Annotated in this window: 13 protein-coding genes; 4 read left to right on the top strand and 9 right to left on the bottom strand. The window is 37.3% G+C overall.

Translation table 11 applies throughout. The annotated features are described in order from the left end of the window. Nucleotides 1-9: 9 nt before the first annotated feature. The 8 genes from HM983_RS15210 to HM983_RS15175 all read right to left on the bottom strand — a co-directional run bounded on the left by HM983_RS15210 (nucleotide 10) and on the right by HM983_RS15175 (nucleotide 9,205). Complete coding sequence (locus HM983_RS15210) at nucleotides 10-801, bottom strand: cation transporter (protein ID WP_179346594.1); 792 nt, start codon at nucleotides 799-801, stop codon at nucleotides 10-12. Between the two features lie 6 nt (nucleotides 802-807). Next, nucleotides 808-1,296, bottom strand: coding sequence for a DUF305 domain-containing protein (locus HM983_RS15205; RefSeq protein ID WP_179346593.1), 489 nt, complete (start codon nucleotides 1,294-1,296; stop codon nucleotides 808-810). 24 nt (nucleotides 1,297-1,320) lie between these two features. Beyond that, entirely contained in the window at nucleotides 1,321-1,905 is a 585-nt protein-coding gene (locus HM983_RS15200; protein ID WP_179346592.1) for a DUF2911 domain-containing protein, read from the bottom strand. A 135-nt stretch (nucleotides 1,906-2,040) separates the two neighbouring features. Beyond that, nucleotides 2,041-2,550: a DUF3347 domain-containing protein gene (locus HM983_RS15195; protein ID WP_179346591.1), complete on the bottom strand. Its 510-nt coding sequence runs from the start codon at nucleotides 2,548-2,550 to the stop codon at nucleotides 2,041-2,043. A gap of 16 nt (nucleotides 2,551-2,566) precedes the next feature. Continuing rightward, nucleotides 2,567-3,787 (bottom strand): TolC family protein, encoded by a 1,221-nt coding sequence (locus HM983_RS15190; protein ID WP_179346590.1) that lies wholly within the window; start codon nucleotides 3,785-3,787, stop codon nucleotides 2,567-2,569. Then, nucleotides 3,784-7,536, bottom strand: coding sequence for an efflux RND transporter permease subunit (locus HM983_RS15185; RefSeq protein WP_179346589.1), 3,753 nt, complete (start codon nucleotides 7,534-7,536; stop codon nucleotides 3,784-3,786). Before HM983_RS15185 ends, HM983_RS15190 begins: the two co-directional genes overlap by 4 nt. A gap of 108 nt (nucleotides 7,537-7,644) precedes the next feature. Continuing rightward, nucleotides 7,645-8,058, bottom strand: coding sequence for an HYC_CC_PP family protein (locus tag HM983_RS15180; RefSeq protein ID WP_179346588.1), 414 nt, complete (start codon nucleotides 8,056-8,058; stop codon nucleotides 7,645-7,647). A gap of 121 nt (nucleotides 8,059-8,179) precedes the next feature. Then, nucleotides 8,180-9,205, bottom strand: a complete 1,026-nt coding sequence (locus HM983_RS15175; protein ID WP_179346587.1) for a LacI family DNA-binding transcriptional regulator — start codon at nucleotides 9,203-9,205, stop codon at nucleotides 8,180-8,182. Nucleotides 9,206-9,372: 167 nt separating this feature from the next. Here HM983_RS15175 and HM983_RS15170 point away from each other — a divergent pair, with 167 nt between their 5' ends. The 4 genes from HM983_RS15170 to HM983_RS15155 all read left to right on the top strand — a co-directional run bounded on the left by HM983_RS15170 (nucleotide 9,373) and on the right by HM983_RS15155 (nucleotide 16,170). Next, nucleotides 9,373-12,003, top strand: coding sequence for a TonB-dependent receptor (locus tag HM983_RS15170; protein WP_179346586.1), 2,631 nt, complete (start codon nucleotides 9,373-9,375; stop codon nucleotides 12,001-12,003). 124 nt (nucleotides 12,004-12,127) lie between these two features. Next, nucleotides 12,128-13,474, top strand: a complete 1,347-nt coding sequence (locus HM983_RS15165) for an MFS transporter (protein ID WP_179346585.1) — start codon at nucleotides 12,128-12,130, stop codon at nucleotides 13,472-13,474. 14 nt (nucleotides 13,475-13,488) lie between these two features. Beyond that, complete coding sequence (locus HM983_RS15160; protein WP_179346584.1) at nucleotides 13,489-14,427, top strand: carbohydrate kinase family protein; 939 nt, start codon at nucleotides 13,489-13,491, stop codon at nucleotides 14,425-14,427. A gap of 3 nt (nucleotides 14,428-14,430) precedes the next feature. Continuing rightward, entirely contained in the window at nucleotides 14,431-16,170 is a 1,740-nt protein-coding gene (locus HM983_RS15155; protein WP_179346583.1) for an alpha-amylase family protein, read from the top strand. A 62-nt stretch (nucleotides 16,171-16,232) separates the two neighbouring features. Here the strand turns inward: HM983_RS15155 and mnmE are convergent, their stop codons facing one another. Beyond that, nucleotides 16,233-17,627, bottom strand: coding sequence for a tRNA uridine-5-carboxymethylaminomethyl(34) synthesis GTPase MnmE (mnmE, locus tag HM983_RS15150; protein WP_179346582.1), 1,395 nt, complete (start codon nucleotides 17,625-17,627; stop codon nucleotides 16,233-16,235). Between the last annotated feature and the right edge of the window lie 141 nt (nucleotides 17,628-17,768).

The raw sequence follows: 17,768 nt of genomic DNA, 5'->3' as shown, positions 1-17,768 counted from the left end.
TTCATAATTTTATTTTCCTAATTTTAAAATATTGAGAGCACCACGGACCACTACTATAAAAACGATTGCACCTATAATTAAATCAGGCAATCGTGAGCCAGTCCATAATACTAAAAGCCCAGCTATTATAACTCCAGAGTTAATGATGACATCATTTGATGTGAAAATCATACTGGCCTGCATATGCGCTTCTTTACTTTTAGATTTTTGAAGAAGAAATAGACATAGTCCATTGGCCAATAGTGCCAATATTGAGACAATAATCATTGTCTTAAAATTCGGAACTTCTGTTGGGTTTATAAATCTTCTCACTATTTCTACAATTCCAATAACCGCAAGAAGTATCTGAAAATATCCCGCAGTTGTTGCTATTCTCTTTTTAAGTAGTAGGGAACCGCCTACTGCAAAAAGACTTAAACCATATACAAATGAATCTGCCAGCATATCAAGACTGTCTGCAATTAGACCCATTGATTTTGAAATCAATCCCGTAGCCATTTCAATAACAAAAAAGACAAAGTTGATAATCAAAACTGACCATAATAGCTTTCGCTGGTTGTTTGAGTCTTCAATAATTACTTCATCGGTTGGTTCTGAAGAAATCAACTCATCATTAAACTTTAAGTCTTTAATGGCTTTCTGAATTTCTTCCAAGTTTCCATTATGGAAAACTGTCAATTTTCTATTGGGAATATCGAAATCCAATTTTGAAATATGACCAACCGAATCCAACTTCATCCGAATCATAGATTCTTCAGAAGGGCAATCCATTTTTGATATATTAAATATTGATTTTTCCACTTTATTTTACTCGTTTTCTAAACGCTCAATCATTGCTTTCATCTCAGCGATTTCCTTACGTTGTGCTTTTATAATTTCTTCTGCCAATTTCTTGACTTCTGGGTCTTGGATATCGGCTCGCTCGCTGGTAAGGATTGCGATGGAATGGTGTGGTATCATACCTTTCATATAAAGTACATCGCCTACGGTTGACTTTTGGTCACGTACCAGTCCCAATGCGCCAATAAAGAGAACGATACTTCCCAAGACTATGGCAATATTTTTCTTTTTATTGTTGTACATACTACGCATTGCCACAAACATAATGATGGCCATAGCTGCGATACCTAAGCAGACCATATAAAATCTAGTAAGACTAAACCATACGTGGTCCCATTCATACGTATTTAAATACATTGTGATGTACATGGCTACAAAAGAGCAAGCTAACATTGCCACAAAACGTGTGTAGTGATTTTTTGATTTTTCTGAATTTGAGTGTTCGTTTGCGTTCATAATTAGTGGTTTTTTTGTTACTTATTATTTTACTTCAAAAGGAAATTCAATCGTTACTTTTTCCCAACTCATTGAGATTGTTCCAGAATTCTCAGATGTTTTGTTTACACTATATTCTAAATGTTCCTTGATTTCTTCGGAAATTTCAGGTGTTACTTTAAATCGTAATACATCATTATTTTCAGTATAGTCGTCCTTACCGTGTTGGTTCCAATTATTGTTGAAAATGACGGTCCATTCTTCCTGATTCGGAATTACAAAAAATCCATATTTCCCAGCTTTCAATACCTTGCCATAAATTTCTAAATCCTTATTTGTTTCCAACCAAGTAGCCATATGGGCACCAGCCTGCCAGACTTGGTCGTAAGCCAACAGTCCACCGAAAATGATTCTATCCCTTACCCCTGGCGACGAATAATCTATATGGATATGTGCATCTCCTATCATCGCCATTGCCGATGTATGTGGACTTAGTGTTTTTTTGTTCTCAGATTTAGGTTCACTTTGGGTATGATTGTGCTCTGTCTCTATTTCGGGATTGTTCTTTTCTTCGTTTTTACAACCGATGAAAGCCACTACCAATAGGATTATCAAAATTTTGTATTTCATAAGTATTCAATGAGTTAGATTATATTTTTTACTTTTTAGACGTAATGAGTTGGCGATTAACAATACAGAATTAATGTTCATTGTCTGCCATTGCAACTAACTTGCCTTAATTCAGTAATTTTCGACTTCTTGCAATTATTTTATTGTTTCCGTCACTTTGCCACATTTAAGCATTCTGTCGCCGAAGTAAGGATTACGAATTTCTTCTTCCGTCGATAACCAATAGCCACCTTCATTATTAAAAGCCATTGGGCAGAATTGCTGGTACACTTCGCCAGACGAAATTGATGCATTGACAATCGCTGTCATTTTCTCTGTTACGTCAGAAAACAAAGTACGCTGATCTTCAATATCATTTGATGCTGAAATTTTAGAAAGCAATTCTTTTAAAGTGGAATCATCTGTATTTTCCGAAAGCATTTGTGCACCAGATTTCGCTTCGGCCAAATCTGAATTTACCAATGCGGTTTTAAGGTGGATATAATGCTGAAATTGTTTTTCTACACTTTCATCTTTAAAAGCCAATTCTGTTGTTACAGCAGTATTAGAATCTGTTGTCTTTTCAGCCTTTTTCGTTTCATCCTTACAGGAAATTAAGCTTACCAAAGCAAGCATTACTACGGTTGTTCTAATTACATTTTTCATAAGATATTTGTTTAAATTATTGATTTATTAAATAGTTGATTATGGCCGATTGTGCATAGTACATTCGTACCGACTCGATTCGATTCATTTGAAATTTTAACTGCAATTCCTGAATGTCCAGCACATCATTAAAATCGATAGTGCCAGTTTCATAATTTTTTACCAGAATTTCCTCGGCATCTTGGGATTGTTTCAAGTTACGGACTTGTGTATTGTAAGCGATGCGCGCTTGGTTGCGTTGTGATTGCGCTTTCGCAAAAGCAGATTCCAATACTTTCAATCGCTGTTCTCGCTGGGTTTCTATTTCTTGCTGTCGCAGTTCATTTTGTTTTGAAATGGATTTGTAACGATTGTTGAAAATGGGTATGGAAACCGACACCATTGGCATCAATACATCTTTCCCATTATCGTTGAAGTTGACATCGCTGCGTTCCGTTACGGGCAAGTAGTCTACACCAAAACCAATCATAGGCAAACTCTCACGCTGGTTGAGCAGTTCAGATTGTGCTACTGATTCATAGAGTTTATCGTATTTAAGCAGTTCAGGATTGAGTGATAGCGCTTCATTAGTATAAAATGGGTCTTCTTGTGGAATTTCCATTTCTGGAACGACGATAACCGTCATCATTGCATCACGGTTGAGCAGATTGTTAAAAGAAGTTTGTTCCGCTTTAAATTCTTCTTCCAGCACTTCCTTTTGTTGTTGTAACTCGTTCTGTCTTATCTGAAGTCTCAATACATCTACGGCACTCGCTTTACCTACTTCTACAGACGTGAGTGCAAGTCGCTCATAGGTTTGCAATAGCTGAATATTTTCATTTAGCACAGCTTGCTTGGCTCTAATAGCATATAGTCGATAATACGATTGTGCAACCGAAAGTGCGAGCTTGCGCTTTGCGATCGTGATGTCCACATATTCGGCATCTGCCATTGCGGTGGCATAATTTTCACGAGCTGTAATAGTTCCGAACCACGGCAACATCTGTTTTACGCCTATTCGTGCACGTTGCGCACCCACTCTTGTTTCAGGTTCACTCACAAAGTAGCCGGCACTTACTTCGGTATTGGGAATCCAGTTGGCTTCGTTTACCTTTTCTTCGGCAATGTTGTATCGCAATTCAAAGGCTTGAATTTCTGGATTGTTGGCTTCGGCTTCTTGGATGTAGGATTGTAATTGTTGCGCTTTCGCGAAAGCGGAAACAAACAAAAACAGCAGTATATATTTTAATTTTTTCATCTGTTTGCTTTTTTAAGTTGGTATTCCTTTTTCCAGCTGTACAGGACTGGCAGTAGGAAATAGGACGTGACATCGATTATCATTCCGCCAAAAATGGGTATCGCCATCGGGATCATTATATCGCTTCCCTTGCCTGTGGATGTGAGTACGGGAAGTAAGGCAAGCACAGTAGTTACGGTTGTCATCAAACACGGGCGGATACGTTTACCTGCGGCTTCCAAAGTGGCAAGCCTTATACTTTTTTTATTATCTGGTTCGTTGCTTTTGAAAGATTGGTCTAAATAAGTGGCCATTACCACACCATCATCCGTTGCAATACCAAATAGGGCAATAAAACCTACCCAAACGGCGACACTTAAGTTGATGGTTTTCATATTGAACAAGTCCCGCAGATTTTCGCCGAAAAAGCCGAAGTTGAAAAACCAATCTTGTCCGTACAGCCATATCATTATAAAGCCACCTGCAAAGGCCACGGCGATTGCGGTAAAAACCATAAGAGACGTAGAGACCGACCTGAACTGGAAATACAGAATCAAGAAAATAACGAACAAACAAAGCGGCACGACAACCGACAGCGTTTTTTCTGCTCGCAACTGATTTTCATAAGTTCCCGTAAATCGATAGCTAACACCCTGTGGTACAACCAGCGTACCATTATCAATATTTTCTTGAATCAAGGCTTGGGCATTTTCTACCACATCTACTTCGGCAAAGCCGTCGATTTTGTCAAATAGGACGTAGCCAATAAGAAAAGTGTCTTCACTTTTAATGACTTGTGGACCTTGCTCGTATCGAATTTCAACCAATTCGCCCAGCGGTACAGGACTGCCTTTCTCAACCGGAACATAGATATTACGCAGGTCGTCTGGATTTGCCCGTAATTCCCTTGGATAGCGAACTCGAACAGCATAACGCTCACGTCCTTCCACGGTTTGCGTGAGTGGCATACCGCCTACGGCCACTTGAAGGATTTCCTGCACGTCCATAATGGATATACCATATCGAGCCAATTGGTCTCGCTCAATATCTATGAGCAAGTAGGGTTTGCCCACGATTCGGTCTGCAAAAACAGCTTGTTCCTTAACGCCTTCAGCTTGTTTCAAAATATCTTCCAGTTGCAGTCCGAAGTTTTCTATAGTTCTTAGATCAGGACCTTTTACCTTGATACCCATAGGTGCTCGCATTCCTGTTTGTAGCATTACCAATCGTGTTTCGATGGGTTGCAACTTGGGTGCAGATGTCACGCCTGGTAGTTTGGTCACACGTACAATCTCGTTCCAAATATCATCAGGACTTTCAATGTCCGGTCGCCAGTTTCGATAGTATTCGCCGTCGTCATCTTCAATCAAATCTTCACGTTTGGCAGAAGTCTTGAGCGAAGCTTCGGCATAGTTGACGCCTTCGTCTATCTCATTGTTTGGGTTGATGATAAATTTGTTGTTCTTCAGTATAAACAATCCATCGTCATTGACCTTATAGCGTTGTCGCTCGCCTGAACTATTCCGCATATATTCAGATTTATACTGAATGACATTTTCGTACATCGAGAGTGGTGCTGGGTCGAGTGCGCTTTCTGTCCTTCCCGCTTTTCCCACCACGGTTTCAATTTCAGGGATACTTGCCACGGCCATATCGAGCTGTTGCAATACACGCTTGTTTTCTTCTACACCTGCGTGTGGTAGGGATGTAGGCATCAAAAGAAATGAACCTTCATTGAGCGCTGGCATAAATTCTTTACCTGTGTTCCGCATTATGATAATACCCAACGTGAGCACCGTAACCGGAACGATTAAGAACAGATATCGGTTCTGAAGCGCCCATCGCAAAATACGTTCATAGTATATTCTTAAAATCGAGAATACACCGAGCAATCCAAAACAGATGATAGAAACAAATATCAAGTTCATCACTATGCTTCGGTCAAAGCCCAATGGTCGCCAGTAGGTAGCGAGCAGGAATACGATGGTAACAGATGAGATGATGATATCCAGTAGGTTTTTACGCTTTAGCGAAAGCGTACCACGCATCTTTAAAAGTGATGTGATGGCAAAGGCGATAAGAATTAGTACCAACCAAAATCCATAAACAATGGCGAGAATACCCAATAAAACAAGTGCGCCGTTGATGGCGTACTGTGTCCGTTCCCGCAAACTCGTTTCGCGAAAAAGAAATGCTGCAACGGGTGGAATGATGAACAGCGCAATGATGAGCGATGCTGTGAGTGCCATTGTTTTAGTAAAGGCGAGCGGACGGAACAGTTTTCCTTCGGCACCAATCATTGTAAATACAGGCAGGAAACTGATTATTGTCGTTAAAACTGCTGTTAGGATAGCACCCGAAACTTCGGTAGTTGCGTTGTAGATGATTTCGTTTGTGGTGTATTCCTTACCATTTTCATTAAGGCGCAGCTTTTCATCTTCCAAGTGTCGTATCATATTTTCAGCAAGTATGACGCCCACGTCGACCATGGTTCCTATGGCAATGGCGATACCCGATAGTGCGACAATGTTGGCATCTACATTAAAGAGCTTCATCGTGATAAACACCATCAAAACAGCTACGGGCAATAAGCCAGAAATTAGGATGGATGCACGTAGGTTGAACACCATTATGATAATGACCAAAATGGTAATCAAGATTTCCAAAGTAAGTGCTTCGTTGAGCGTGCCCAGCGTCTCTTGAATGAGTTCAGTACGATCATAAAATGGTACGATGGTTACTTGCGAAGTGCGACCATCTTTTAATGTTTTTGTGGGAAGTCCAGAGCTTATTTCAGCAATTTGAGCCTTGACATTATTGATAACTTCCAAGGGATTTGCACCGTAGCGAGCGACTACAACGCCGCCTACGACTTCAGCACCTTCCTTATCGAGAATGCCACGTCTGGCAGCAGGCCCCAAATGTACGTTTGCTACGTCTTTGATACGGATTGATGTGAAATTTTCAGAATCTACAACGGCATCTTTGATATCTGCTATGGATTTTACGTAACCCAATCCACGCACGAGATATTCGGCTTGATTGATTTCAAGTGTTTGTGCGCCTATATCTTGATTGCTTTGCTTTACGGCTTTGACTACATCGCCCATACTCACATTGTATTGGCGCATTTTTTCTGGGTCGATATCCACTTGATATTCCTGAACATAGCCACCTATGGAAGCTACTTCAGAAACACCGCTTGCAGAGGACAATCCATACTTCACATAGTAATCCTGAATGCTACGCAATTCCTGTAAATCCCATCCACCAGTCACGTTACCGTCTTTGTCGCGACCTTCCAAGGTATACCAAAATATCTGTCCAAGACCTGTGGCATCTGGCCCAAGAGATGGATTGACACCATCAGGCAAAAGATTTGCAGGAAGTGAGTTCAATTTTTCCAGTATGCGACTGCGCGACCAGTAGAACTCAATGTCTTCTTCAAAAATGATATAGATGCTGGAAAATCCAAACATAGACGAACTACGGATGGTTTTCACGCCTGGAATACCCAAAAGGGAAGTGGTAAGCGGATATGTGATTTGGTCTTCAATATCCTGTGGCGAGCGACCTTGCCACTTGGTAAAAACAATTTGTTGGTTTTCCCCAATATCAGGTATGGCATCAACGGCAACTGGGTCTGAAGGCAAAAAGCCCGTTTCCCAATTAAAGGGTGCTTTGACTACGCCCCAACCCACAAATAGGGCAAGTAGTAGAACGGCAACAAGTTTGTTTTCTATTAGAAATTTAATGCTCTTATTCAGCATATTATTTGATTATTAGATATTTGGAAATACGTGTTGCAGAAAATGGTAAACACGAGTTTTAGCCCACGACAGCGTAGCTGTTGGGCTTCATTCAAAAAATCTAACGAATCAAATTAAGAAAGTCTGGTGCAACACTTGCACATTCCGTTTGACAAAGGGTCGCGGGTAATCGTTGAAAGGAACTTCTTCAGATTCGGTTCCTTCAAATAAATTTATATAAGAGTATGTAAAAGCAGCGATGAACGTCTGCTGCTCGAAAGAAAGTGTGTCAAAAGATATTTGAAGTTCATCCTGCCCATCTACCACTTCTTGCTTATTATCACAGCAATTTTTTTTGGTAATAGAACAACCTTCAGCAGATGGGTTGCTCGTCTCCATTCCACATCCTTTTACTTGTTGAAATAGAACAGTTTCAACTAAAGTACCTCCACAATAATGCAGATTGAACGTGAAAGACATTGTAGAAAATATCACTACTAAGGCCAACGTAAATGACAATATTTTATACAATACTTTTTTCATCGTAAATGCGAAGTTACGAAATTTTAACAAATCAATATTTTGTTTAACAGAAGTTTAAAAGCGAAAATTCGCATAAATTTAATCTATTTTTCTTTCGGTTTTATACCTGAGCTTTATTTGTTTAATACAAATTAGTCGACTCCCTAACGATTAAATCTGTCTTAAGTTCTACTGTTTTATAAGTTAGGGTCTGATTGTTTTTCCTGGTTTTTATTTCTTTATATAATAATTTAAATGCGGTCTTACCCATTTTATAACCAGGCTGGTCTATAGTTGTTAAGCTTGGGTTTATAACAGATGACATAAACCAGTTGCTAAACCCAACGACGGAAATATCCTCAGGGACTTTAACTCCCCTTTTGTTAAATTCTGCTATAGCACCAATGGCTACCAAGTCTGTGTTAATAAAAATTCCATCAACATCATTGTGGTCTTTTAAGAGTTCTCCTGCAAAATAAGTGCCCTCATCAAAACTCATATCTTCTAATATATAAACCAACGAAGGGTCATAGGTATGTGCGTTATCAGTAAGAGCTTCTTTATAGCCAAGAAAGCGGTCAATGGAATTTTGTGGCAATAATGGTCCTCTAAAATGTGCTATGCGTTTACATCCAGAATTTATAAGATGTTTTGTTGCTGTGTAGGCGGCTTTTCTATCGTTAATGATTACTTTAGAACAATTGACAATTTTGGCTATTTTATCGAACATTACAAGAGGGACATCTTGAGCCATCAAATCGTTAAGGTGCTTAAAGTCGCCAGTACCATTTGCGAGCGATATAAGCACACCATCAACTCGTTTGCTAAGTAGTAAGTCGAGTTGCTTTTTTTCTAACTCATAAGATTCATTAGATTGCAGAATGATAACCAAATAGCCTTTTTTTTCAGCTTGAGCAATAATACCTTTAATCACACTAGAGAAAAAATGATGCACAACCTCGGGAATAATTAAACCTATGGTTTTAGATTCTTTTGTCCTTAAAGTAACGGCAAAAGCATTAGGCTTATAGTTAAGGGTTTCAGCCAGTTCTTTAACTAAGCGTTTGGTCTTTTTACTAACGTCGGGATAATCCTTTAACGCTTTGGATACGGTCGTGATACTTATACCTAAAGTTTCGGCAATTTGTTTTAGGGTTACAGGTTTCATAGTTCAATATTAAAAACTTATGAAGATAAAGTATAAATTTTAGATATCGAAAACGTTTTCGTTAAATCGAAAACGTTTTCGATTTCATTTTCTTATTTTTTTTGCACCATAAATGTAAATTCGATAAAATTTTAATCAATAAACTAATAATTAAACAACTAAAAGAGATGAAATCGATTAAAAACAAATGGGGTTTACTACTGGTTTTTACCATGGTGTCATTCTTGGTTTCTGCGCAATCCAATATTTCGGGTACTGTGCAAGATACTGAAGGTATGCCACTACCAGGTGTAAACGTAATTTTAGACGGAACTACAAAAGGTGCGGTTTCCGATATGGACGGAAACTATATAATAACCAATGTAGAAAATGGTACTTATACCTTAACCGCTTCGTATTTGGGTTTTACAACATTCAAAAAGTCAGTTACCATTGATGGTAGCAATGTTACAGTAAATGTAACTATGGCTGAAGATGCGGAATCATTGGACCAAGTAATAGTAACTGGTGTTACTAATCCAAGATCCAAAATTGAATCCAGTGTTTCTATTACTACAATGAGACCTAATACCATTAAGCAGTCTGCTCCAAGGACAACTGCAGAGATTTTTAGGACGATACCAGGTATTCGTTCCGAATCTTCTGGTGGGGAAGGTAATGCAAACATAGCAGTACGTGGTGTACCTGTGTCTTCGGGAGGTTCTAAATATGTACAGCTTCAGGAAGATGGATTACCAGTGTTATTATTTGGTGATATAGCTTTTGCTACAGCTGACATCTTTACTAGGTTTGATAATAATATAGGTAGAATTGAAGCCATTAGAGGTGGTTCTGCTTCAACATTGTCTTCTAACTCTCCAGGTGCCATTATCAATTTAATTAGCAAAACAGGAAAAGTTGAAGGTGGGTCTTTAGCAACATCTTTTGGTTTGGATTACAATTCTTTTAGAACTGATTTTGATTATGGTTCGCCAATAGGTGAAGGACTTTATTTCCACATGGGTGGATTCTACAGAGTTGGTGAAGGCATAAGAGATGCTGGATATACTGCTAACAATGGTGGGCAATTTAAACTAAATTTAACTAAAGAATTTGAAAACGGCTATGTAAGACTTTATGGAAAGTACTTAAACGATAGAGCCATTGCTTATTTGCCAAATCCAATTCAGGTAACAGGTACAAATGATGACCCAGATTTTGAGGACATCCCTAATTTTGATGCCAACAACCAAACATTACATACGCCATTTTTACAGCAAAGTGTAGGTTTGGGCGAAGATGGGCAATTGAGAACTTCTGATGTTTCTGATGGAATGAACCCAGTTTCTACATCCATAGGAATGGAGTTGTCTTTTGATTTAGGGAATGAATATAAGGTTACAAATAACGGTAGATTCTCTTCTAATAAAGGTGGTTTTAATTCACCTTTCCCTGCAAGTGTACAGACTGCTTCGGACTTTTTGGCGAGTGATTTTGCCACCGATAGAGGTTATGATTCTCTTGCCTTTGCAAATGGTGATGGTGCCGTTAATGGTAGTTCAATAATTACACCGGTGGTTCTATTTGACACAAAATTGAACAACTTCAACAACTTTATGAACGATATTCGTTTAACAAAGAGGTTCGATAACTTTAATATTACTGCGGGATATTTTAAAGCAATACAAAATGTGTCTATGTCTTGGTTGTGGAACTCTTATTTGCTTGAAGGTGTTGGAGATGAAGCACGACTTATTGATGCATTAGATACTAACGGTGACCCACTATCGGTAAATGGACTTGTAGGCTACGGAGCAGCATTTTTCGGTAACTGCTGTCAAAGAAATTACGACACACGTTACAATGTTTCTGCACCATACTTAGCAGTTGGGATTGAAGCCTCTGAAAAATTAAATATTGATGCGAGCATCCGTTTTGATAAGGGTAGAGTTGACGGAACGTTCTCAGGTCCGGTAACTTCTGTTTTTGATATTAATAATGATGGTAATATTTCTCAGCCAGAGGAAACAGTGCAATCAATTGACTTGGCAAACCCAACTACGGTAAACTATGATTATGACTATGTGTCTTACTCATTAGGTGTTAATTATAAACTTCAAGATAACCAAGCTGTTTTTGCAAGATATAGTAGAGGTGGATCGGCAAAAGCAGATCGTATCTTATTTACTGGTTTGGATTTTACGGATAGTGACGCCATTAACGCATTGGATTTTATAAATCAAGCTGAATTTGGTTATAAAAGAGGTTTCGAAAACGGGTCGTTATACGCAACATTGTTCTTCGCAAATACTACTGAAGAAGGCGGTTTTGAAGCAACCACCAACAGTATCATAGAAAATGATTATAAATCGTTTGGTATAGAATTAGAGGGAACTTACAGAATCAATGATTTTGGTTTTAGAGGTGGACTAACCTTTACTGATGCAGAAATTACCTCTGGCGGCAACGATGGCAATACACCACGCAGACAACCAGACTTTATCTACAACTTTATCCCAACCTATAACTTTGGAAGCACAAAACAAAACTCAATTGGCCTTAGTTTTATTGGTCAGAGTGAAGCATTTGCACAAGATAACAATGAGTTGGTTCTACCGGGTTTTGTTATCATAAACAGTTTTATAAATATTGGTATAACTGAAAACCTAAGAGCAAACTTATCTGCAAACAACATCTTTGATACTTTAGGCATAACAGAGTCCGAGGAAGGAAGCATTGTAGAAGGACAGACAAATTTTTTAAGAGTTAGACCAGTCCCAGGAAGGTCCATCTCATTAGGATTGAGCTATAATTTTTAATTGAATTACTTGATTAGTCTTAGTAATTAACTTTTAAGTTTGATTGATTGGTAAAAAGAGTCCGTGTTAATAGTATTTTATCATTGGCTCTTTTTTAAACTAATTTTATAAAAAATTTAAAATTATGGGAAAGGTAAAACCAAGTTTGAGCTTTTGGCAGATTTTCAATATGAATGTTGGGTTTCTCGGGATTCAGTTTAGTTTTGGACTTCAGCAAACAGCAGTAAATCCAATATTCTCATTCTTGGGAGCCAGCCCAGAAGACTTGCCTCTTCTCAATCTTGCAGGTCCTGTTACAGGATTAATAGTTCAGCCAATTATAGGTGCCATATCAGACAAAACTTGGTCGCCAAATTGGGGAAGACGAAAGCCCTTCTTTTTAATAGGAGCAATCATTGGAAGTTTGTGTTTATTCGCTTTTCCATTTAGTCCAGCACTTTGGTTTGCTGTAGGTCTTTTGTGGATTTTGGATGTGGGCAACAATATGGCAATGGAGCCTTACCGAGCCTTTGTTGGCGATAAATTGCCCAATAAGCAACTGAGCTTTGGCTATCAGATGCAAAGTTTATTTGTTGGTGCTGGTATTGTTTTGGCAAATGCTTCCATATTTCTATTTCAAGATTGGTTTGGTGGTCAGGAAGTTATTGATGAAAGTGTAAGAACTATCCCAAAATGGTTGTACTATTCATTTTTTATCGGAGCGGTTTTATCAGTAACTACCATTTTGTGGTCAGTTTTAAAAACGCCAGAAATTCCACCAGAAGAGGAAGAATTAAAAGAAATTGAAAAACACAACAGCTTACCGTTATCACAGCGCATTAAAACACCCTTCTTGGAAATTGTGGATGCTGTAAAGGATATGCCGAAATTTATGTGGAAACTCGCAGGAGTGTATCTCTTTCAATGGTATGCACTTTTTATCTATTGGCAGTTTATTTCGCCAATGTTTGAGGAAAGTTTAAATTTTGATAAATCCCAAGCCTTAAGTCAAGCGGCTAAGATGAATACTACTTATAATATTTCAACTATAGTTTTCGCTTTGGCTTTGGTGCCATTGGCATTAAAATGGGGAGGGAAAAAAGTGTATGTGTTCAGCTTATTTTTAACCGGTATTGCCATGTTATCCGTCCCAAATATTCAAGACCAAACATTTGTGCTGTTTCCAATGGTGCTTTTCGGAATTGGTTGGGCCGCAATGATGGGAATTCCATATACAATGGTTTCAAAAATTGTACCTCAAGAACGTCGCGGGGTTTATATGGGAATTTTAAACATGATGATTGTAATACCGATGGGTATACAAACGGTAACATTTGGTCCTATTGTAAAGAACCTCTTAGGAAATAGTGCGGTAAATGCCCTTTTATTTGGTGGCGTATTATTTATAGTGGCAGGAATTTTAGCGTTGCGATTAAAGCAACCAGAGTCCAAATTATATGATGATATAAGTGAGGTAGAAATTTTTGATTAAAAAGACGATTTATTGTGAGAGCTAATAATAGAGATATAGATATTTTATGTGTTGGTGAGGTTTTGATAGACTTTATTGGCCATCAAACCGAAGTGCTCATCAACAAAACACGGGATTACCATAGGTATCTAGGCGGTTCGCCAACTAATGTAGCTATGAATTCGGCGAGATTAGGATTAAAATCCATGATGGTCGCTACAGTTGGAGATGATGGTTTTGGCGACTATATTTTTGAACGATTAAAAGGCGTCGGAGTAAACACAGATGCCATTAGAAAAATTTCACATAAACCTACGAGTGTGATTTTTGTTTCAAGGTCGAAGAAAACACCAGATTTCATCGCCTATCGTGAAGCAGATAGCGAAATTTCTGAAAACCAAATCCCGAAAGATGTATTGCAACAGGCCAAAATATTCCATACTACTTGTTTTGCACTAAGTAAAAATCCAGCGCAAAGTGTCATTTTAAAAAAGGCCAAAGAGGCTTTTAATTTAGGATGTAAACTCAGTATTGATATCAATTATGCTGATGAGCTTTGGGAAGATAAAAAACAGGCCAACAATGTCATTAAAGCCTATTGTAAATTCAATCCACTTGTAAAAATTAGTGAAGATGATATGCTCAGGTTTTTTGGGAAAGAATTACCACACGATGAGATTTTTGAATTTTTCCATAGTCAAGGCGTCGAAGTTGTTTGTTTAACACTTGGTGTAAATGGCGTAAAATTATCACAAAGCGGAAAGGAAGTTATAACACTTCCGGCTATAAAAATAGATAATGTTATGGATGCCACAGGTGCAGGAGATGCATTTTGGTCAGGATTTTTGTTCGCATACATTAAGGAAACGCCAATGAAAGAATGTTTAGAAATAGCATTGCAATTGGCCGCACTCAAACTTCAAAATGTGGGCAGATTACCGGATAATATTGATATTCTATCAAAATTACTTTAAAAGATGATGAGCCATAAAGCCGAAACGATTCAAAATGGTGTTATGCTCAATGCCTATCCAGACAGTATAGGAGAGCATCTTGGCGATTGTATTCAAATGCTGCAAAAAGCCGAATTTAAAGATGTTTTTTCCCTGTTCTATATTTTGCCTACTTTTTTCAATAGTGATTTAGACAGAGGGTTTTCAATTATAGATTATAACCTAAATGAATACCTGGTTTCTAAGGCTGATTTAAAAGCTTTGGATGAATTGAATATTCAACTGAAATTCGATATTGTTTTAAACCATTTATCCGTAGCCTCACCTCAATTTAAGGATTTGTTGAAAAACGGAACCAATTCCAAATACAAGGATTTTTTTATCAATTGGAATAGCTTTTGGAAAGGTCACGGCACACTAAACAGCGACGGCATCATTATTCCCGATGAAGAATTTCTCAATAAATTATTTATGAGAAAATCAGGTTTACCAATTCTCAAAGTGCCATTTCCAGATGGCTCAAAACAACCTTACTGGAACACCTTTTATCAAAAAATCATTTACAATAAAATCAATATTTCAGATTTAGAGCAAATAGAAGAATTAAGTAAAACAGAAAAAGAGGCGATTGTTAAAAAGGTCAATTCAGCCATTGAAAATAATGAAGTCTTAGATGATTTAGATTTTGGCGTTAAAGAAAAAACAGAGAAAGAAATATTAACTATTGTTAAAAGAAATTGCACCTATTTAGGGCAAATGGATGTTAATGCCAATTCAGAACTGGTATGGGATTTTTATGAAGAAACTTTAACCAAGGTGAAAAAATATGGATGTAAGGTTTTGCGCTTAGATGCATTTGCCTATTTGCACAAGGAGATTGGGAAATCTAATTTTTTTAATGTTCCTGGGACTTGGGATTATCTCAATAGAATAAAATCAATTGCAGACAAAAAAGCTTTACAATTACTGCCAGAAATCCATGCTGAATATGGTGCTGGTCTTCATCACAAAGTTTCAGAAAAAGGGTATAAAATTTACGATTTTTTCTTACCAGGTTTAGTGATTCACACTTTGGAAAAAAAATCAAATTCAGCGTTACTAAAATGGGCACAGGAAATAGTTGATAACAACTATGCTGTTGTAAACATGTTGGGCTGCCACGATGGTATTCCTGTATTGGATTTAAAAGGAAAAGAAATAAACGGAACGTACAACATAGGATTACTTACTGATGAGGAAATCGATGACCTAATGAATCTCATTTTAGATCGTGGTGGACGTGTTAAGAACCTTTACGATTCAGAAGGAAATAAGATTTCGTATTACCAAGTCAATGCCACTTATTTTAGTGCCTTAGGCGAAGACAAACAAAAATTACTTTTAGCTAGAGCTATACAACTATTTATGCCAGGTATTCCGCAAATTTGGTATCTAGATTTATTTGCAGGAAAGAACAATTATAAAGCAGCCGATGAAGCTGGAAATGGCGGACATAAAGAAATTAATCGAACAACCTTAACTTTAAGTGATATTGAAAATAGTATAAAAACTGATATTGTAAAAAATCAATTAGAACTTATTCGATTGAGAAACAATTCAAAAGCATTTTTGGGTAATTTACAGATTAATGATTCGCTAGAGAATGAGATTATTATGACTTGGAAAAACAATGACGATATGGTAGAATTAAAGGCCAATTTAATTTCTTATAAGTTTACTATTACTTATAATGAATCTGGAGTAAATTACATAAATGAGTATTGATATAGCAAAACTCTTTTTAAAAAAAGAGTTTAATTTAATTTACTTTGTAACGTTATGTGTATTTACTTCCCGATGCAGAAATTAGCAAAAATATTACCCAGCAAATCATCGTTGGTAATCTCACCTGTGATCTCTCCAAAGTGATAAAGTGCTTGTCGGATATCAATGGCCAATAAATCACCCGACAATCCAGTTTCCAGACCATGCTGAACTTTTTGGATTTCTTCGAAAGCTTTTAATAACGCATCATAATGACGTGAATTAGTAACAATAGTTTCGTTATTGCGCAATGCTCCCGTATTTATCAAATTGAGGAGTGTGTCGGTTAGATCCTCAACGCCAAAACCTGTTTTAGCAGATATCAGTCTTAATTCTGAAATTTGTAATTTTAATTCTTCTATTTGTTTTTCATTAATCTTATCCACTTTATTGCCCAAAACTATAAGAGGCTTTTGAGGATACTTATTCTGTATCTTTCCGATTTCCGTTAGAATAGATTTTGATTTGTCACTATCATTAATAAGTGCATCTGCCTCGAACAAATAGATAACGACTTGTGCCTGATCAATCTTTTCGAAGGTTTTTTTAATTCCTATACTTTCCACTACATCTTTAGTTTCTCGAATTCCTGCAGTATCTATGAATCTAAATCCAATTCCTCCAATTGAAATTTCATCTTCTATAGTGTCTCTAGTCGTTCCTGCAATTTCCGAAACTATGGCTCGTTCTTCATTTAACAACGCATTTAATAATGTAGATTTTCCTACATTGGGTTCGCCGACAATAGCGACGGGAATTCCATTTTTAATTACATTCCCAACAGCAAATGAGTCGATTAAACGTTTTAAAACGAAAGTGATGCGTTCAATTAATTTTTTGAATTGAGTTCTATCTGCAAACTCAACATCCTCTTCTGCAAAGTCCAATTCCAACTCAATAAGAGAGGCAAAATTTAAAAGTTCTTCTCGCAGTTTTTGTATTTCTGATGAAAATCCACCTCGCATTTGTTGCATCGCAATCTGATGTGATGCTTCATTATCACTGCTAATTAAATCAGCGACTGCTTCAGCCTGACTTAAATCTAACTTTCCGTTTAAGAAAGCGCGAAGTGTAAATTCACCTGGACTAGCCATTCTACAGCCCTTTCGCAACATCAACTGAATTATTTCTTGTTGAATATAGGATGAACCGTGACAAGATATCTCAATCACGTCCTCGCCTGTATAAGAGTTTGGATTTTTAAAAACTGAAACCAGAACTTCGTCAATGGTTTTGTCTCCATCTACAACATGTCCTAAATGAATAGTATGTGTATTTTGTTCTTTCAGCTTCTTGCCTGAGATCGATCTAAAATTATTGGCTGCAGTAGTTATTGCTTCTTTGCCAGATAAACGGATAACAGCAATGGCACCACTACCAGATGGTGTTGCTAAAGCTACAATGGTATCGTTATACATTAGTCAATTATTTGTTGCAAAAGTATTGTAAATTATATCATTCTAACAGAAGAGTACAATTCTATTTTTAAGATATAATTTACAAAAAATTATACATCTTGTATCTTGTACTTTTTATATTTGCACTGATATTAATAATGA

This window comes from Winogradskyella ursingii, assembly GCF_013403975.1.
Classification (GTDB): domain Bacteria; phylum Bacteroidota; class Bacteroidia; order Flavobacteriales; family Flavobacteriaceae; genus Winogradskyella; species Winogradskyella ursingii.
The sequence above is the reverse complement of the archived record's forward strand: the minus strand, read 5'-3'. Positions and strand labels throughout refer to the sequence as shown.